Annotated in this window: 17 protein-coding genes and 1 pseudogene; 7 read left to right on the top strand and 11 right to left on the bottom strand. The window is 69.2% G+C overall.

Annotated features, from left to right (window positions below):
* The 5 genes from B0675_RS23910 to B0675_RS23890 all read right to left on the bottom strand — a co-directional run bounded on the left by B0675_RS23910 (position 1) and on the right by B0675_RS23890 (position 5,272).
* Positions 1-1,191 (bottom strand): CoA transferase, encoded by a 1,191-nt coding sequence (locus B0675_RS23910; protein WP_081220875.1) that lies wholly within the window; start codon positions 1,189-1,191, stop codon positions 1-3.
* Positions 1,192-1,772: 581 nt separating this feature from the next.
* Positions 1,773-2,075: a muconolactone Delta-isomerase family protein gene (locus B0675_RS23905; RefSeq protein WP_081220873.1), complete on the bottom strand. Its 303-nt coding sequence runs from the start codon at positions 2,073-2,075 to the stop codon at positions 1,773-1,775.
* Positions 2,076-2,188: 113 nt separating this feature from the next.
* Positions 2,189-3,067 (bottom strand): ABC transporter substrate-binding protein, encoded by an 879-nt coding sequence (locus tag B0675_RS23900; RefSeq protein ID WP_081220871.1) that lies wholly within the window; start codon positions 3,065-3,067, stop codon positions 2,189-2,191.
* A 653-nt stretch (positions 3,068-3,720) separates the two neighbouring features.
* Positions 3,721-4,350, bottom strand: coding sequence for a TetR/AcrR family transcriptional regulator (locus B0675_RS23895; RefSeq protein WP_081220869.1), 630 nt, complete (start codon positions 4,348-4,350; stop codon positions 3,721-3,723).
* 109 nt (positions 4,351-4,459) lie between these two features.
* Entirely contained in the window at positions 4,460-5,272 is an 813-nt protein-coding gene (locus B0675_RS23890) for a helix-turn-helix domain-containing protein (protein WP_081220867.1), read from the bottom strand.
* A 347-nt stretch (positions 5,273-5,619) separates the two neighbouring features.
* Here B0675_RS23890 and B0675_RS23885 point away from each other — a divergent pair, with 347 nt between their 5' ends.
* Positions 5,620-6,354, top strand: a complete 735-nt coding sequence (locus B0675_RS23885; protein WP_081220865.1) for an alpha/beta fold hydrolase — start codon at positions 5,620-5,622, stop codon at positions 6,352-6,354.
* Positions 6,355-6,388: 34 nt separating this feature from the next.
* On the opposite strand, the pseudogene B0675_RS42050 reads toward B0675_RS23885, so the two are convergent.
* A pseudogene (locus tag B0675_RS42050) lies at positions 6,389-6,737 on the bottom strand (hypothetical protein); the annotation flags it as partial.
* A gap of 27 nt (positions 6,738-6,764) precedes the next feature.
* A complete protein-coding gene (locus B0675_RS42045) occupies positions 6,765-7,553 on the bottom strand; it encodes a DUF6348 family protein (protein WP_241539854.1) in 789 nt (262 codons plus the stop codon).
* 345 nt (positions 7,554-7,898) lie between these two features.
* On the opposite strand from B0675_RS42045, the gene B0675_RS23870 reads away from it, so the two are divergent.
* From B0675_RS23870 to B0675_RS23860, 3 genes are all read left to right on the top strand, one after another.
* Positions 7,899-9,614, top strand: coding sequence for a sodium:proton antiporter (locus B0675_RS23870; RefSeq protein ID WP_081220862.1), 1,716 nt, complete (start codon positions 7,899-7,901; stop codon positions 9,612-9,614).
* A 233-nt stretch (positions 9,615-9,847) separates the two neighbouring features.
* Positions 9,848-10,708, top strand: coding sequence for an NUDIX domain-containing protein (locus B0675_RS23865; RefSeq protein ID WP_241539853.1), 861 nt, complete (start codon positions 9,848-9,850; stop codon positions 10,706-10,708).
* 31 nt (positions 10,709-10,739) lie between these two features.
* On the top strand, positions 10,740-11,966 hold the full coding sequence (locus B0675_RS23860; RefSeq protein ID WP_107482715.1) for an NUDIX domain-containing protein: 1,227 nt from the start codon (positions 10,740-10,742) through the stop codon (positions 11,964-11,966).
* Between the two features lie 43 nt (positions 11,967-12,009).
* Here the strand turns inward: B0675_RS23860 and B0675_RS23855 are convergent, their stop codons facing one another.
* Complete coding sequence (locus tag B0675_RS23855; protein ID WP_241539852.1) at positions 12,010-12,495, bottom strand: ester cyclase; 486 nt, start codon at positions 12,493-12,495, stop codon at positions 12,010-12,012.
* A gap of 87 nt (positions 12,496-12,582) precedes the next feature.
* Here B0675_RS23855 and B0675_RS23850 point away from each other — a divergent pair, with 87 nt between their 5' ends.
* A complete protein-coding gene (locus B0675_RS23850; protein WP_081220859.1) occupies positions 12,583-13,488 on the top strand; it encodes a LysR substrate-binding domain-containing protein in 906 nt (301 codons plus the stop codon).
* A 45-nt stretch (positions 13,489-13,533) separates the two neighbouring features.
* On the opposite strand, the gene B0675_RS23845 is transcribed toward B0675_RS23850, so the two are convergent.
* Positions 13,534-13,776: a hypothetical protein gene (locus B0675_RS23845; protein WP_081220858.1), complete on the bottom strand. Its 243-nt coding sequence runs from the start codon at positions 13,774-13,776 to the stop codon at positions 13,534-13,536.
* 334 nt (positions 13,777-14,110) lie between these two features.
* On the opposite strand from B0675_RS23845, the gene B0675_RS23840 reads away from it, so the two are divergent.
* Together B0675_RS23840 and B0675_RS23835 are read left to right on the top strand one after the other, a co-directional pair.
* Positions 14,111-15,370: a 2-isopropylmalate synthase gene (locus B0675_RS23840; RefSeq protein ID WP_241539851.1), complete on the top strand. Its 1,260-nt coding sequence runs from the start codon at positions 14,111-14,113 to the stop codon at positions 15,368-15,370.
* Between the two features lie 11 nt (positions 15,371-15,381).
* Positions 15,382-16,065, top strand: a complete 684-nt coding sequence (locus B0675_RS23835) for a hypothetical protein (RefSeq protein WP_081220857.1) — start codon at positions 15,382-15,384, stop codon at positions 16,063-16,065.
* A gap of 72 nt (positions 16,066-16,137) precedes the next feature.
* Here the strand turns inward: B0675_RS23835 and B0675_RS23830 are convergent, their stop codons facing one another.
* Positions 16,138-16,734 carry an HD domain-containing protein gene (locus B0675_RS23830; protein WP_081220855.1) on the bottom strand — a complete coding sequence of 199 codons (597 nt, stop codon included), beginning with the start codon at positions 16,732-16,734 and terminating at the stop codon, positions 16,138-16,140.
* Between the two features lie 220 nt (positions 16,735-16,954).
* Positions 16,955-17,431, bottom strand: a complete 477-nt coding sequence (locus B0675_RS23825; protein ID WP_081220853.1) for an SRPBCC family protein — start codon at positions 17,429-17,431, stop codon at positions 16,955-16,957.
* Positions 17,432-17,558: the final 127 nt, after the last annotated feature.

The following is a 17,558-nucleotide window of genomic DNA, read 5'->3' as shown; positions in this document are numbered from 1 at the left end:
TCAGCGGACGACCCGCGCCGCGAGAAGACGCGCGATGTCCTGCTTGTCGTGTCCGAGCTCCGCGAGCAGCTCGGTCGTGTGCTCGCCCAGTGATGTCGGCGGCCGTTCCACACGCCCGGGGGTGTCCGACAACTTGACGGGGATGCCGGGTACTTGGAGTGGCCCGAGGGTGTCGTGCTCGATGTCGACCACGAGGTCGAGCGCACGGATCTGGGGATGTGCCACGGCCTCGTCGTAAGCCAGCACCGGGGCGCAGATGATGTTCTGCTCGCTGAGGAGCGTGACCACGGCGTCGCGGTCGCGGTCGGCGAACCACGGGGCCAGCGCCGCGTCGAGCTCCGCCCGATGGGCCAGCCGACCCGCCGCCTCGGCGAATCGCTCGTCGTCGAGGAGCCGCTTGTCCACCACCTGCGCGAGTCGTGTGAAGTGACGGTCGTTGAAGGCCACCACGTGCACGGATCCGCCGTCCCGCGTCGGGTAGGCGTTGTACGGGGCGTAGAAGGCGCTCGCATTGCCGACGCGCGACGGCACGTGCCCAGCCAGCAGGTACTGCCCCAGCCACGGTGTCTGCAGATGGAACAGCGAGCCCACGAGAGATACCGAACCGTCCTGTCCGGCTCCGGTCCGCTGCTTGGCCAGCAGTGCTACCAAGGCCGCGATGGCGATCAAGTAGCCGGCCGCGCTGTCCGCGATGGGCGGGCCCGCCTTGGTGGCCGCGCCGTCCGCGTCGCCGGTGGCGTGCATGAGGCCGGTGAGCGCCTGAGCCACGGGATCCATCGCCGGCCTTCCGGCCAGTGGCCCGCTCTCGCCGTAGCCGCTCACGTTGAGGCAGATCAGGTGCGGGTGCCGCTTGCGAAGGGCCTCCGGATCCAGGCCGAACCGTTCCCGCACGCCGGGCAGCATGTTCTCGATCAACACGTCGGCCCCCGCGCACAGTTCGTGAAAGAGCTCCCGCCCGTCCTCGGCGCGTAGGTCCAGTGCGATCGCCCGCTTGTTCCGGTTCACGCCGGAGTACACGCCACTCATACCGTCGCGACCTGGTCCGAAGGTTCGAGATTCGTCACCCGTGATGGGCTCCACTTTCACGACGTCCGCACCGAAGTCCGCCAGGATCGACGCGCCCAGCGGGCCCGCCACCATCGTGGCGGCGTCGATCACACGCGTCCCCAGGAGAGCCTTGGTCTGCGCCATCACGGGACCACCTTTGTTCATTATCTCGAACTCAGATCAGCATTGTGGACGACTGTAAGTACGGGTCGCCCTTCCGTCAAGAAAGCTGTTGCCGGGCGGAGATCGGCTTTCACGGGCCGTACCTGGCATCACCCGGAACCCGGGAGTCGACCGGAAGACGGAGCCGCAGGCCCATGTCACCGGCGCAGCGGGGGAATTGCCGGACGGAGCCCATCGGCCACGTCGAACGACGTTGCCTGCGCGGGTGGTCGGGCATGAACGGGCCCCGGAGGACAGCGTGACGGCATCGACCGGGTACACCGGCCAGCCGCCCACGCACCCGCCAACTACCCTTTTTGTCAGTACATTTCAGGCCGATGCGACAACGCGTCGGGCCGGCAGGAGGCCGTGTCCTCACCCGCATGTCGGGCGCACGACGGGCGCGGTTCGGCGATCTGGGTCAGGCCTCGCGGAGTCCAGGACAGCCCTGCGCCAGGCGCCGACCTCAACAGGATCGCGCACCTCCACACAGCCGCGCCGGGGAGCGGTCGGGGCTGGGCCCGCAGGAACAGCGGAGCGACGGACAACCTCGGGACACGTCCTCAGGACGTGGCGTCCGCCCTGCCCGGGTCGTTCGGATGGGACTCGACAGCGGTGACGGTCCCGGTCATCCACGGCCACAACGGCAGCGTGTTGAGAACCTTGTCGTACAGTTCGGCCTCGTCGATCGCGCGCCACAGGGCGATGCTGCGCGTCTCGCCCACCGGTCGCCAGAGCCGGACCAAGTGGCCCATGGCGATGAGTTCTCGGGCCCGAGCGGCCTCAGCGGCTCGACGCCGGTCCACCTCGGCCGGATCCGTCCCTTCGGGAATCGCGGTGGTGACCTCTACCAAAAACTCTTTCACAAGTCGGCCTCTCTGTACTCCTCCGAAAACGCGCCGCCACACGCCCCCTGCCGAACCCTGCGGGCGACGACCGCCCAGCCACCTGCGGCGACTTGCGTGTGGCGTGGCCGTGGCTAGGCCGCAGCCTGCGTGGTGCGGAAGAAGTCCGATGCGGTGAATGTGGCGGGGACGCCCAGTTCGGCGGCGACCGCGGTGATGGCGGCGTCGCCGACCACGAGGTCGGCTTGGCCGTCCGTGCTGAAGTGCGGGGCTATGAACTTCTCGTAGTGCGCTCGGGCCTCCTTCGGCGTATGTCCGCCGAGGAAGCTGTGGAGATACCGCTGGATGGTGTCCGGTTCGTGCTGGATCAATCGCAGGGCTCGCCGGTGAGCCCGGACTACGGCCTGGACCGCCGGGTCGTCCGGACGGGTGTACGTGGAGTCGACAGCGACGCCCACGGTGGGAATCTGGAAGTGATCTCCGGCGAAGGCCAATACCTGCCATCCGTTCTCGGCCGCCACCGCCTCCGGGGCCATCGTGTCGCCGACCACGGCTGCGTCGATCGTGCCGTCGCGTAGCCGGCGCAGGTCCATGCCGTAGTTGCCCGGCGACCGGACGACGGTGTGTACATCCCGGTCGGGGTCGAGGCCGGCCTCACGCAGGATGATGCGGGCGATGCACCCGGGTCCGGTATGGGCCGGATGCAGCGCCAGCCGTCGACCGGCCAGATCCGCAAGGGAGTTCAGGCCGAAGCGGGCAAGGAACCAGAACTGCGGGCGCTGAGTGTTGACGTTCAGCGCGACCCAGGGGATGCCACCGACGAGCCGGGAGAGCAGTGTTCGCCCGAGCCCGATGACAGCGCCACGGCGCAGCCGTTCCGGGTCCCAGACGCAGCCGTCGCGCAAGGCCACGTGGACACCTTCGTCCGCGTAGTAGTCCTGTTGGTCGGCGATGTACGTGACAAGTTCCTCGTGCGGGCCACGCCCGACATAGGCGAGATCGATCGTGTGCATGAGTGTCCTCCTTTCATGTGTCCCATCAACCAGGTCGCCATGCCGTAGCCGAACCTCGACAGGCGGGGGCGACGACGGGCGGGCCGAGAACGCCGCACTCGCCAAGTCGCCACCGATCGCAGCCGTGACGGAGGCGTGGAATCGCCGACCGACCGCGAGGGCACGCAACCGGCGCGCATGCGCGGCAGTTCGACGGACGAGATGAGGACGCACAGGTCGTCCGTCGTGGCGGGCGAGAATCGTCGCGAGCGTCGCTCACAGGCGTGCCACCCCACAGATGGGGAGACCGACAGCGCCCTCCGGCACCAGGCTCGGGCGGCGACATGGTGATGGAGGTGTCCGCCGTGGACTTCGACGGTGTTCGGAGCCTCCATCCCTGGGGGGCCTGATACCCAAGGCCGCCCACCGTGCGCTCGCCCTTGTCCCTGAAGCCCACTCCATGCCACGTACTGGGTGCGGCGCGCACGACGCCGCAGCACCTCAACACTCTCCGGTCCAGGCTCAGGCCCAGCGGGCCGGGTTGACGCCTGTGACATCCCACGTCACAGACCGCGCGACGCCGCACAGACTCAACGACTCGTCACGGTGACGTGCCACCCTCTGCCACGGTCCCACCCGGGGCTGTCGCCACAAATGCTCGGGCCGGCAGCACGCTACGGCGCATCGGCGACGGCGTGGTCCCGGGAGTGGATCGCCCCGTACAGCACGGTATCGACGGTCGCCCGCAGGAGATCGGCCGCAGTCCAGTTCAGTTCGCGGGGCAGTTGCGAGGTGAGCAACCGTTCGAGCGCCCCGGAGATGATCGCGCTGAGCAGTTCCGGCGGCGCGGGCAGCACCCCTTGCCGGTGACCGTCTACGAGCAACTCGTCGAGCCGGCGGTAGATCACCTCGTCCACTCGCTGCTCCACGTACTCGCGCAACATGGCGTCACCCCGGCCCAGAGCGAGCTGAGCCGCACCGAGCTTGTCCAGCTCACTGCCCGCCGCGATCAGGAACCGTTGTATGCGGACGTCCAGCGGCTGCCCCTCCGCGTTCTCCACAGCAGCGATCAACGAGCGCTCCACAGCCGCGAACTTCCGGTCCAGGACCGCGGCCAGCAGACTGCGCTTGTCTGGGAAGTGGCGGTAGATCGTCTTCTTGCTCATCCCTAGCTCGCGCGCGAGGTCGTCCATACTCACCCGCGGGCAACCCGGCGCGAAAAAAAGCCGGCCGGCGGCTTCCACGATGAGATCGGCACGCTGCGCATCATCCGTGGAAACGCCGGAAACTGAATTAGTTTCCATGGGTGCGATCCTGCACCCCGCCACCTGCGCCGTCAAGGCACTCGGCCCGACCCGGCAGGACCGCCGCACTCCTCCCGCTCGAAACCACGCAAGTGATACGAAACCAGTTTCAGACGGCAGATTCCTCCCCGGCGGCAGGGTAGTCGGCCGGTACCTGTCCACCACTGCGGGCAGTGATGGCCCGAGCCGCAAGTACCAGGTACTCCGCCAGCTCCTCGACGTCGTGCGGCGTGAGATCCGCGCCGATACCGAGCAGGGTGATCAGCAGGCAGGGGTATCCATCTCGGTCGAAGACCGGGAAACCCGCGACGTTGAGTTCAGGACGGTACTCACCGAAGACGGCCCCAAAACCATGGGCGCGCAGTTCCGCACGACTCGGTCCGTCAGGCCGCACGACCTGCTTCGCGGACTCGTCCCAAGCGGCGATCAGTCGGCTGAGCAGCGGCGCGGTCCGATCGAAACGCGCCCCTATCTCGATCGTGATCTTGATGTCTTTGCGGCTCTCGATCTTGGCGATCGCCGTGAAGTGCCCGTCGGGCATCGGCTGGATCGCGAGGCACGCCAGCTGTGTCCGCTCGGCGAGCCGCTCCATGTAAGGCCGCGCCTCAGTGACCGGCGTGGTGCGGGTCACCGCCGCGATGCCGTACTCCACCAGCAACGGCCCGAGGTTGTAGCGCCGAGTCTCGCTGTCGTAGCTGATCAGGCCCTCGGCCACCATCGTCCGAATCAGGTTCGAAGCCGTGCTCTTGGCGAGCGAGCAGCTCTTGGCGAGCTCGGTGAGCGTGGCACCACCGACGTGCCGAGCCAGGGTGTCCAGCACCCGGACCGTGCGCGACACCGCCGGTACGAGAGCTCCGCCACCCTGCTCATCCACATCGTCGTCCAGCGCCCCGCCGTGTTGCCGGGAAAGGCCGTTCGCCACGTCTTCCTACCTTCCGGTCCGGGTGTCGTACCCGTTCGTATTAAACCTCCCTGCGCACGCACCCCGTGGTTCCGAAGATGGCCTGGCCACCGACATCGTCACCGTGCCGCTCTCGCAGGGACGCCGGCCCGTGATTCGGTCGCCAAGGACACAAGGCCCGTCGCAGGGCCTCGGGTCAGGTGTGTCCACCCCCAGGGTGTGCTCACCCCAGGCGCATCAGCCTCACTCATCTGCTGAACCGTGGCGTTCTCCGTATGCCATCACGCGTCGACGCATACTGATGGTGACCGCTGGCGCTTGGTCCGCCGGGCCGGCCGTCCCCGATCCACTGTCGCGAGGTGACGCTCATGGCCACCTTTCTCCTGGTCCACGGTGCCATGCACGGTGGTTGGTGCTGGCGGAAGGTACGCGACGCCCTGACCGCACGTGGGCACCGGGTCTTCACGCCCAGTCTCACGGGACAGGGTGAGCGCAGCGGCCAGTTGTCGCCCTCGGTCGGAGTCTCCACTCACATCGACGACCTGACGGACCTGCTCTGGTACGAGGACCTCCAGGACGTCCACCTCGTCCTGCACAGCTACGCCGGCATCCTGGCGGGCCCGGTCGCGGAACGCGCGCGAGGGCGCCTGAGCAGCGTGGTGTGGCTCGGCGGGTTCGTCGTGAACTCGGGTGAATGTCTCCTGGATGTCGAACCGCCGGAGGTCGCCCGGCGCTATCGCGAGCAGGTGGCCGCGGCCGGCGACGGCTGGTACCTGCCGGCCGACCCTGCCTTCCTGTCGCAGTGGGGTGTGCGCGACGAGATGGTCCGCGCCTGGGCGGGTCCCCGCCTCACGGCCTTCCCGTTCCGCTGCCAGACCGAGGCCGTGCGATTCGACCCCGCTCCTCTCGAAGCACTCCCCCGGTTCTACGTACGCCACACAGAGCCGCCGTTGCCCAGTCTGGACGCGTCCTTCGCGACCGCGGTCGCCCAGGGTTGCGCCGTGCGGACACTCGCCGTCGGTCACGACATGATGCTGGAAGCACCCGATGCGACGGCCCGCGTCCTCCTGGAGATGACGGCACTCGCGGACTCCTCGCGCTAGCCGCAGGAGTTCCCCGGGCGACGATCGGTCCGCGTCAGGAGACGATAGACACGATCCGGCAGGCCGCTGCGGCGAGTTGGTGATCGCCGTTGATGCGGGCTCGGGCCAGGGCGGTGTCGGGATCGATGCCGCGGGTGCACAGCCGCTACGTGGTCTCCGGGTGCAGCCGCACGGATGCGGCCGCCCGGCCGGCGACCGGCGCTCCCCTGTGGCGGTCGCGGTCCACGTACCACCGACCGGCCCATCGATGACCACCTGGAGTTGCGTCCCGGCCGATGCGGGCGTGTTGCGCAACGTGTGGGGCAACACGCCCGCATGAAGGTGTCCAGCACGGCGGCGAGAGCACGAGGCTCCACGTCGGTGGCGTGCCCGGTGGCGTGGCGGAATGCGAAGTGACCAGCAGGCTGGCTCTAGTCGAGTCCCTCGGTCACCGGGCCGTTGAGGCGCCCCGGTGGGTAACTCGGCTCTCCGCCGCCGTCCGGCACCGGGAGCAGCAGCGCGTAATAGCGGACCGTCGTGAACACCCTCGGCTCGGGCAGGCCGAGGGCCGTCATCGCGGCGGAGGCCGTTTCGTGACGCTCCCCGTTGATCCGGATCTCCGCCTGCATCGCGCCGGGCCGTCCGCCGTAGAAGATCTTGGCGCCGTTGAAGAACGGGGACTCCAGGTCCGCGGTGAAGGTGTCCGCGATGCGGTGCAGCACATTCGCGTCGAGTACGGCGGTCTGCATCCGCCGGTTCTCGTCGGCGTCGAGCCCGAAGCCGGCCGCGCCTGAGATGATCGAGTACCAGCCAGGAACACCGCGCTCGTGCTCGGGACCCGCGTGATCGGCGAAACCCTCACGACGGTCGAGGAGTTCGAGCATGCACGCACCGGCCGTCCGGACCCACGCATTGGCCGCTTGGCGGGGGTCACCCGACATCGCCACGACACAGTCCATGAAACAAGGAACATCCGGCTGGACGCCCACGTCCGGCATCGCTACGAGGTCGTAATGGTGACCGCCACCGTGGTGGGGCGGCGCCACACCCACGGCCCATCCGCTCGGACTGCTCAGCGAGTTGCCCCTGAGTACAGCCCCCCGCGTCACACCGGGCGCGTACTCCTCAAGGCTCGCTCTCACCAGGGCGAGGAACTCAAGGTCGGGCAGACGCTCCCCAGCCGACTTGGCTTGGCGCGCACGCCGTCGTATCCAAGGCATGCGGTGGATCTTACTGAGCCGCCACCGTGTGCGGCGCCGTGTCGAAACACAGGGTCCATCGACGTGGCCCAGCTGGAGAGGGCCATCCTCCAACTCGCCACTGTGGTGACGCCAGTCAGGGGCGCTCCACCCGTCATGGGTGCCGCGTCGGCCGGTCCGGCCGGTCGGAGGTGAGCGTCGCCGGGTCTGCGGGGCGGCCCGATGTCGGGGGGCCCATCTGAGAGCATGCCTTCAGTGCCGTCACCGGCACGGTGTGCCCGGTCGAACCGCACGACAGGTGGTCACGGGATGTGATCGGGCCGGGACACCGCACGCACGAAGATCGCGGTGGATGGGAACGGGCTCGTGGAACTGACGTTGGTCGCCGTGCTGGGTGTCATCAGTGTCGTCGCGGTGGCGGCCGCGTCGCGCAGAGTGGGTGTGGCCGCGCCGCTCGCCCTGGTCGTGGTCGGCATCGGGCTCAGTTTCCTGCCGGAGGTTCCCCACATCGAGGTGGAGCCCGAGCTCGTCCTCACCGTCGTGCTGCCCCCGTTGCTGTACGCCTCCGCGGTGCACATGCCGGTCATCGACTTCCGGCGGGACATCAAGACCATCCTGCGGCTCGCCGTCCTGCTCGTCGCCGTCACCACCCTCTGCGAGGGCTATCTGTTCGCCTGGCTGCTGCCCGGTCTCGGACTGGCCGCCGCCTTCGCGCTCGGCGCGATCATCAGCCCGACCGACGCGGTCGCGGCCACCTCCATCGGCAAGCGGCTCGGGCTGCCGTCGCGGCTGATGACCATCCTCGAGGGCGAGGGTCTGGTCAACGACGCGTCCTCGCTGGTCCTGCTGGCTTCGGCGATCACCGCGATGACCTCCTCCGTGCACCCTTGGAGGGTGGGGGCGGACTTCGTGTTCTCGGTCGCCGTCGCCACGCTGCTGGGCGTCCTGGTGGGCGTCCTGACGGTGCTGGTGCGGGGTCGGCTCAGGGACACGGTCCCCAACACGGCGCTCTCGTTCGTCGTACCGTTCCTGTCGTTCCTGCCGGCCGAGGCGCTGGGGGCGTCGGGGGTGCTGGCCGTCGTGGTGACGGGACTGGTCAGCGGCCACCTGAGCCCGCGCTTCCTGCGCGCCCGGGACCGGCTCGCCGAGGACATCAACTGGCAGACCATCGCGTTCCTGTTGGAGAGCGGGATCTTCCTGCTGATGGGGCTGCAGCTCCGGACGCTGGTGGACCAGGCACGCGATGCGGGCCAGAGCGTCACGCACGCCGTCGGGATCGGCCTGCTGGCCTCGCTGCTGGCGATCGCGGCCCGCATGTTGTTCCTGGTCCCGCTGGTCGCCTCGCTCAGGCACGACGCGGACAAGGCCGAGACGTTCCGCACCGCGGTGGACGATCTCGCGGACAAACTCAACAGCGGCCAGGAGCTGCCCCACAGGTTCCGGAAGAGCGACCCGGAACGTCTTCAGGGACGGCTGGTACGGGGCCGGAGCGACGCCGACTTCAGGATCAACGAGAAGTTCGGCTGGCGCGGCGGGACCGTGATCGCCTGGTCGGGAATGCGGGGCGCCGTCACGGTGGCCGCCGCCCAGACACTGCCGTCCGACACTCCCTATCGGCCGCAACTGCTCCTGATCGCGTTCACCGTGGCCACCACGACCTTGCTCCTCCAGGGGCTGACGCTCCCCTGGGTCATCCGCCGGCTGAGGGTCGACGGCGACGACGAGGCCGCCGACCGGGCCGCCTTCGGCGAGCTGTACGCGGCCATGACCGACGAGGTGACGGAGGCACTCGCCGACCCGAGTCTGACCATGGCTGACGGCACCCCCTTCGATCCGGTGATCCGGGAGCAGGTGCGCACCTGGACCGAAGCCCGTCGGCGCCGGCCCACTCCTCAAGGGGTCGTCCCGGAGGACGTCAATCCCCGCGAGCAGTATCAGGAACTGATGCTTGCCGCAGCCGTCGCCCAGCAGAACGCCCTGCTCTCCCTCCGGGCCAGCGGCACGTACAACTCCCGTGTCCTGTCCCGGGCACAGTCCATGATCGACAGTGAACTGGCCCGTTTCCAGGACCCCGAGGGCTGAAAGGGCCCGTCCTGTCGGAGCGCGGCCCGGTACGCCGCGCCTTCAGCGCCTCGGACTCTCCCGCGGGTTGTGCCGCCCGGGTGGGTCGGCTGCCCGCCGTTGTCGCCATCGCTGATCCCGTCGAGGACCCACCGCCCCTCGGAAAACTCTGGGGCATCCGGCATGACCGACCCGTCCTGGAGGAAGCATGGTGGGGCCGCTCCGGCCCGCACCCGCACATGAGGAGGAGGCTCATGACCGACGTCGCACCGGGCACCCCCGAACGCCACATGCACTTGCTTCAGCGCTACTACGACCAGGTCGAAGCCGGACGCAAGACGATCGAAGTCCGCGTGGCCACCCCGGATAAGGCCGAAGTCTCAGTCGGAGACACGATCGTCTTCCACGACCGAGGCAGCGGCCGGGAACTCGACATCGAGGTGAACCGGGTCACCTGGTACACCTCGTTCGAGGCGCTGCTCAACGCGGAGGACCACATCCGCATCGACCCGGACGCGACGAGAGCCGAACTCCTGGCCGGCCTCCGGGCGATCTACCCGCCGGCCCGAGAAGCACTCGGTGTCATCGTCCTCGCATTCGACCACCGGACCGCGCGGCCCGGCCGTCCTACGCCGATGACGCCCTCCCAGTACGCGGAGACGCTTCCCCATCACACGATGTACGGCGGCCTGTACGTACGGGACGACCACGACCGGCCGGTGCAGTTGCGGTCGGTCCACGGATCCCGGCCCTGGCAATTCCCCGGCGGCGACCTCGACGTCGGAGAGGACCCGCTCCGGACCGCCCGTCGTGAAACGTTCGAGGAAACAGGCCTCGAACTCGACACGGAGACCCCGCGCCTGCTCATGGTGCACTTCCTGCACACCGGCACCCGGACGCCCCTCGACAAAGTAGGCCTCATCTTCGACGGCGGCCGGCTCAGCGCCGATCAGCTCCGCCGGATCCGCCTCGATCCCGCCGAACACGACATGTGGGCCGTCCACGACCTACCCGACTGGCAGGCGCTGATGGCCCCTCAGGACTTCGCCCGCCTCGACGCCATCGAGAGATCCCGCCGCGGCGAGGGTCCCGCGTACTTCGTCACGCATGTCTGATCGGCGTCACAGTGCCCACCGAGGAGCCGACTTGCCCGCCGAGGACATCAACAGCGAAGCCTGGAACGTCTACGGCCGACGCCAACTCGCCCGTGCCTACTCCCCGCCCGTCCCCGACCAGATCTCCTGGACATCCTGGGAGGGCGTAGGACCAGGCGTCGAAATCCTCGGAGACATCGCCGGCCGACGCGTCCTGGACATCGGCTCCGGAGCCGGCCACCACGCCGTCCACCTCGCGCAGGCCCACGGCGCCCACGTCACCGGCATCGAACTGTCCCCAACCCAGCATCAACGCGCCATCTCCGCCCATGGACACATCGACAATGTGGAGTTCGCCCAAGGAGACGTGGCCGAGTACCTGGCCGACGCCGAACCGTTCGACGCCGCCTACGCCATCGGGACGCTCGCTTTCATCGACCCCCATCGCGCCCTTCCGGCACTGTACGAAGGCCTGCGTCCCGGAGCGCCACTGGTCCTCTCCCTCCTCCACACGGACCTCCACGGCCATGGGCCCTCCACGGAACCGGCTCCACGCGAACAGATGATCCTGCTGCGCGACGACCCGCCCTTGGCCACCCAGATGTGGGTACTGGCACCCCCGTTGTGGGAGGCACTGCTCAAGCAGTACGGCTTCCGCGTCGAGGCACTCGACCTGCTGCGCCACCCTGACGAGAATGTCCCCGTCACCCAACAGCTCATCCACGCCCGCCGGCTCACGCAGCGGCCGGCACGGATCAGCAGCCGCCCTCGCACCACCGAACCACCGACCCCTCACGCAGCCGTCGGCGTCGGAACCATCCTCCTCAGCGAGCAGGGACTTCTCCTCGGCCGCCATCGCCGCGGCACCCTCGAACTGCCGGGCGGAACCGTCGAGGCCGGGGAATCCTTCGAAGCCACAGCCGTTCGCGAACTCGCCGAGGAGACCGGCTTGATCGCCGAACTCGGCGACGTTCAGCTCCTGGGCACGCTCGTCGACCACGTGGAGGGAGTCCCACGGATCACCGTCGGAGCGATCGTTCATGCCTGGCGGGGAGAACCCGCAACACAGCCCCACGAGAGCGTGGGCGACTGGGCATGGCACCCCCTCGACCGCCTCCCCGACGGCCTCTTCGTATGCAGCGCCCAGATCCTCACAGCCTGGCGCCCTGACCTGCCCATAGACCACACACCCGCGTACTTCACACCCTTCACCCCGGCGTCTCCGCACCGACAACGCCGGACGGCCATCCATGCCAGGGAGCACGGGCCCAACTCGTAGGCCGCGGAGGAGGCGAGGGATTCTCTTGGCGCCCGTGCGCCGCTCAGGAGCACCCCGGCCGGTGCTGGCCCCCTGCCTGGAGACCCTCCCGCGCCGCGCTCAGTTGGCGCAGGAGACTGTGATGGTCGGTGCGTACCCACTCCTCGACGATGCGTCCGCGGTCGTCGAAGCGGAAGATGTTCATCAGGTCGAAGACGACGCGTTTGCCGTTCGGGGGCAGCGGGCCGACGGGTGACTGGGTGAACTCGCGGACGAAGGTGCCTTCGATCCACGTCTGGCAGGCCAGGTGGGCGCCTTCGGCCACCACGATGCCGCGTCGGATCGACCGGTCGTCGAAGGCCCCGCGCACGGACGCGAAGTAGGCGTCGAGCCCGGCGAAGTCGGATGCGAAGCCGTCGGGTCCGTGGAAGCGGAACTTCTCCGTGTCGAAGTACGTCGCGACCTCGGCCGGAGCCTCGCCCGACACCTCCAGCTCGCCGGCCCGGACCAGGCGCGCCACCAGTTCGTCTCGCGTATATCGCTGTGTCATACCGTCAGCCTGCACCTTCCCAGCCATGCGGTCCAACGATGAATTGTCATCGTTTCCATGAGGAATACGCATGTTAGGGTCGCGGTCATGGCCGAGTTCACCCTCGCGGGTCTCCGAATCGTTCACCAGGTCGCCACCGCCGGATCGTTCACGCGGGCTGCCGAACTGCTCGGCTACACGCAGTCGGCCGTTTCCCGTCAGGTCGCGGCCATGGAGGCGGCGGCGGGCGCGCCGATCTTCGACCGCGGCCGGCGCGGGGCCGCGCTCACCCCGGCGGGCCAGGTGCTCGTCCGCCGCGCGGCGGAGATCCTGGCCGACATGGCCGAGACCGAGCTGGAACTCGCCGGTCTCCGCGACCGGCTCGCGGGCCGCCTCACGGTCGGCGCCTACCCCACCGCCGCCATGGCCCTGGTCCCGCGAGCGACGGCGCAGGTGACCGCCGGGCATCCGGGTCTCGCCGTCGTCCTGGAGGAGGCATCGACACCCGCCCTGCTCCGCCGCCTGCGGACCGGCCGACTGGATGTGGCGGTCATCGGGGTCGGCCACGGCCTGCCGGAGTACGACATGAGCGAACTCCGGCAGGCCGCGGTGCTCCCGGGCGATCTTCTGGTCGTCGTCCCGGACACGCACCGCCTCGCCGGCCATGACGGCACCACGGTGGCGGACCTGGCCCAGGAACTCTGGATCGTGGGCGACGGGGCAGCGGGCGAGCCCCAGTTCGGCGCCTGGCCGACCCTGTCGGACCCCCGCATCACCTACACCGCGCGCAGCTGGTCGACCCGCCTCGCTCTGGTCGCCGCCGGCCTGGGCCTCACCGTCATCCCCGACCTGGCGCTGCCCGCCCTGCCGAAGGGCGTACGCGCCGTGCCTGTCACCGACGGCCACTGGCCCGGCCGCGCCACCGTCGTCGTGACCCGGGCACACCCTTCCGCCCAGGCACAGGCGATGGTGTCAGCCCTGCAGAATCAGGCCACTCGCCTCCACGAGGCCTGACCCGGTCCTCCTCCACGCGCCGACCTCACCGCGCGGGACGCCGTCCTACGGCTCGCTGGTGAACTGCGGGTCCTTCGTCTGGTCGTGGACCTCCTTGCCTGACGCGTCGTAGGCATGGATGTAGGGGCTCGGACCCGCGCAGTGCGGGCCGGGAGCGGTGTCGGGACGGAGAGCCGCCGCATAGACGAACGCGCCGCCCGCCATGACAGCCGGGTACTCCTTCGGCTTGTTGCCGTAGTTGACGGTGACCTTGGCAACTCCAGTGGTGTAGTGCCCCGCGCCCAGCATGAAGTACTGCCCCTTGCCGGCGGGTTCGCGATTGGAGTCGAAGTACTCGATCGAACGGCCGGTCCCCCACAGGCGGTTGTTGATGAAGGTGGGTGGGGGGGTTCCCGCAGAGCCGACTTCGCTCCAGGTACTTCAGTGAACCGCGGTGGTGTCCGACACGAGAACCGTTGGACGGGGGGCCGCCGATGTCGATGTCCGGCACGATATCCCACGATCTCAACCCGCCTGAGCCGTATCGGTATTTACACCGCCTTTGCGGTTTTCGTCTGCCATCCTGCGAGCGGGGTCACACCGTTCCGGGTGCGTGACCATTGCGTCGAGACGGGGTCGAGTGGTGGCGTCAGTGGATGTGGTGCGGGAGTCGGCGCTGGCCGGTCGTGTGGTGCTCTTCGAGGAGTCGGCGCGCGACGGAGCACAGGCCAAGACATTGATGGGCGCCGACTTCCGGGTGCGCCTGGCCCGGGAACAGGGGGCCGTCTTCGGAGCGGACGGGCCGCGGCATGTGGTGTTCGCGGCGGGTTTCCCCTCGGTGTGTGCGCAGGAGTTCGAGGCGACGCGTCACGTCGCGCTGGAGGCACAGGGTTCGGTGAGCCCCGCGGCGATCTGCCGGGGCACGCTGTCGGACGTGCGTCTGGCCCTGAGCTCGGTCCGGGGTGCGGCGCACGCGCGCGTGATGGTGATCGTGGCGGCGTCGGAGGCGACCGCGCAGGCCCTGGTGCACAGCGATGCCCGGGAGGCCCTGGCCGGTGGCCTGGACGTGGTCAAGGCGGCCGTTGACCTGGCGGACGGAGTCGCCGTGGACGTGTGCCTGGTGGACGCGCCACGCGCGGACCACGCGCTGGTCGGCGAGTACGCGGGGTCGATGACGGCCCAGGGCGCGGGCACGATCGTGCTGGCGGACACCGTCGGTGATCTGCTGCCCGGGCAGACCCGCACACTGTTCCAGCGGGTGGCGACCGCAGCGGGACCGGAGGCGGTACTGGTTTCCCACCTGCACAACGACCTGGGCCTCGGCCTGGCCAACACCCTGGCCGCGCTGGAGAGCGGGGCCAGGGTGGCCGCCTGCTCCTGGCTCGGGATGGCCGAGCGCAGTGGAATGGTGGCCACCGAGCAGCTGCTCTTCCTGCTCGCCCACGATCCGGCGAAGGCCGCGCAGGTCCTCGGCCCCGATTGCGCGCCGTGGTGGACGACACCGGACCTGACCCGGCTGCCCGGCATCGCCCGGATGGTGTCCGCCGAGACCGGCGTCCCGCTCACCGTCACCACGCCCATCGTGGGCACCGGCGTCGCCACCATCTCGACCGGCACCCCTTTCACGCACCCCAGGACGTTCCAGCCCTACGATCCCGAGGAGCACCTGGGCCTTGCCCCGAGCGTGGTGCTGACCCACCTCGCCAGCCAACGCGTCCTGCGCGCGGTCGCCGAACGCCTCGGTCATCACCTCACCCCGGCCCACACGCGTACCGCTCTGGCCTGGGTCAAGGACCGCGCCTACCGGCAGGGCCGGGCCGTCGTCACCGACGCGGACTTCGCCGCCTACCTCGACGGCCTCACCGCCGACGCCACCGCGCCCACCACCACGCCCGCTTCCTGAACGGACTCCCGATGCCGGGCACCGCACTGCCCGACACCTGCCCTGCCGCCGATGCCCTGGCCGCCGGACAGGCCGCGATCCTGCCCAACCCCAGCCCCCTGACGTACGTCGTCGCCGCCACCGATCCCCAAATGGTCAACAAGGCCAAGGGGCGACCCGCCGGCCAGGAAGTCGCCCTATGGGTCCACGACGACACCACCTGGGCGGACCTCTCCCCCGCACTCGACCTGACGCCTGCCGCCCTCGACAGGGCACTCGACCTGCTGCGCACCGAACTCGTCACCTTGCTGGTGCCCCTGCGCAAGGACGCCACCCCGCCCCCCTGGGCCCTCCCCGCCCTGCGCGACAACCACCTGCTCCTCTTCGGCGCCCGCTGGCGGCCCCTGGCCTCGCTGCTGGAACGGTTTCCCCACCTGTACGTCAGCAGCGCCAACCGCACCGGCCAGGCGCCCGCCCCCACCGCCGGCCACGCCTCGACGATGTTCGGCCCCGACATCCACATCACCAGCGCCGACGCCCTGCGCGACATCGACGCCCCGCACCACGCCACCACCATGCTGCGCATCGCATCCGACGGCACGTTGACCCACGTCCGCCACGGAGCCCAGGACCTCGCTCACGGACCGGACCCCGTCCAGTACCTGGAGTACCTGCGCACGATCGGAGGCCGGAAGGGGGCCGTCGCGCGCTGGTGATCGCCGCCGGCCGCCGGGAAGGGGGAGACGTCCCCTGGACCAGGTTCCCGATGGCGCGCGGGCTCGCGACCGCTAGACCAGTGCGTGTCGGTGCTCGGCCGCCACGTCGGTCAGCTCCGGTTCACCGAACCTCGCGCGCAGGTTGTCGAAGGCGGCCGTCTTGTCGGGGCCGAAACGTGCGACGTATCGAGCGTACGAGGCTGCCGTGAGGAATCTCTGCGGAGTGGACTTGGTGTGGAACTTGTCGGCGTACATGACGAGTTGCTCTTCGACGGTGACCGCCACGTAGTCGGCGGCCGGCAAGGGCAGGCCCTGCCGTTCGATGTCCTGTTTCGTCAGGCCGACGCCCGTGTGGCAGGAGCAGAATCGACAGAGTTCCTCGGAGAATCCTTCCTCGGCGAGGATTTCGTGGCCCAGGAGTCCGTGACGCACGTAGTTGCGTTCGTCGACTCTCCCCGACGCGTCGAGGAGGCGGTAGACGCCGATGTCGTGCAGCAGGGAGCCGGCCCGTACAAGGTTCTCGTCGACTTCTCGGCCCGCGGAAGGGATGAGTCTCTTCGCGATGGACCAGACGATCTGGCAGTGCGTGAAGACCACGTCGAGCGCTTCGGTGTTCGGCGCGTACTTCTCGTGCAGTGATCGGATCTCGGCGAGGCCTGGAGTCTGCATCACCCGAGCTTAGGAGATCGTCCGAGCTTAGGAGTTCGTCGCAACCGGCTCGCTCACCGGACGAACGCCGTGATGGCGGCACCAGGCGCGCGGAGGTTCCTCTCCACCGCACCCGGCGGATTCACGAACCGGCCCCACCTACCGGGGAGTTGCCACCGGAGGCTCACCGCCGGGCCAGGGTTCTCGACTCCGCTCGGATCAGGGGACTCCCAGCCGCGTATCAGTGGCGGTCGACCGATTCGACGGTGCGAGCGAGAATGCCGAGCGTGGCGCGCAGACCGGCCTCCGGGATGACGGGGAAGATGCCGGCCTCGCGGTACTTGTCCTCGATCTGGCTCCAGTCGTAGTACGACGTGACGAGGGTGCCCCACTGGCTGGGTTCGAGGCGGTACCCGTAGAGGTGGCGTATGGGTGGCTGGACGGTGCCCGAGATCGTCCATTCCAGGAGCGCGTCCCGTTCGTAGCGGGTGACGATCACCGTGACGTCGTACCGGCCCATGGGGAGGTCTCCCAGAGCCTCCCGGTCCATGTGGACGACGAACTCGTCCGCCACCGCGCTCACGCGATCGCCCTCTGCGGACTGCAGCATCCCCGAGCTGTCGATGTCCACGTGGCCCTGCGGGGATCGCAGCACTTCGAAGATCGTCGACGGGGGTGCGGCGATCTGGCGAGTGACTTCAAAACGGTCTGTCGTCATGCCCCACCCTTACACGCTTCCCCCTGCCGACCTGCGGTGGGGGAACCCGGTCCGCCGGTCCGCCGGTCCGCGGCGATGATGCGGATGGGGTGCCGGGGGGGGCCAGGAGGACCGTGGCAGAGGTCGG

Origin of the sequence: Streptomyces sp. M41(2017) (genome assembly GCF_002078175.1) — a bacterium.
Taxonomy (GTDB): domain Bacteria; phylum Actinomycetota; class Actinomycetes; order Streptomycetales; family Streptomycetaceae; genus Streptomyces.
The sequence above is the reverse complement of the archived record's forward strand: the minus strand, read 5'-3'. Positions and strand labels throughout refer to the sequence as shown.

Coding starts and splice junctions, on each gene's coding strand:
- B0675_RS23825 (WP_081220853.1), bottom strand. CDS start 17,431: ATGACGACAGACCGTTTTGAAGTCACTCGCCAGATCGCCGCACCCCCG.
- B0675_RS23910 (WP_081220875.1), bottom strand. CDS start 1,191: ATGGCGCAGACCAAGGCTCTCCTGGGGACGCGTGTGATCGACGCCGCC.
- B0675_RS23885 (WP_081220865.1), top strand. CDS start 5,620: ATGGCCACCTTTCTCCTGGTCCACGGTGCCATGCACGGTGGTTGGTGC.
- B0675_RS42045 (WP_241539854.1), bottom strand. CDS start 7,553: ATGCCTTGGATACGACGGCGTGCGCGCCAAGCCAAGTCGGCTGGGGAG.
- B0675_RS23855 (WP_241539852.1), bottom strand. CDS start 12,495: ATGACACAGCGATATACGCGAGACGAACTGGTGGCGCGCCTGGTCCGG.
- B0675_RS23865 (WP_241539853.1), top strand. CDS start 9,848: ATGACCGACGTCGCACCGGGCACCCCCGAACGCCACATGCACTTGCTT.
- B0675_RS23850 (WP_081220859.1), top strand. CDS start 12,583: ATGGCCGAGTTCACCCTCGCGGGTCTCCGAATCGTTCACCAGGTCGCC.
- B0675_RS23830 (WP_081220855.1), bottom strand. CDS start 16,734: ATGCAGACTCCAGGCCTCGCCGAGATCCGATCACTGCACGAGAAGTAC.
- B0675_RS23845 (WP_081220858.1), bottom strand. CDS start 13,776: ATGCTGGGCGCGGGGCACTACACCACTGGAGTTGCCAAGGTCACCGTC.
- B0675_RS23900 (WP_081220871.1), bottom strand. CDS start 3,067: ATGCACACGATCGATCTCGCCTATGTCGGGCGTGGCCCGCACGAGGAA.
- B0675_RS23895 (WP_081220869.1), bottom strand. CDS start 4,350: ATGGAAACTAATTCAGTTTCCGGCGTTTCCACGGATGATGCGCAGCGT.
- B0675_RS23835 (WP_081220857.1), top strand. CDS start 15,382: ATGCCGGGCACCGCACTGCCCGACACCTGCCCTGCCGCCGATGCCCTG.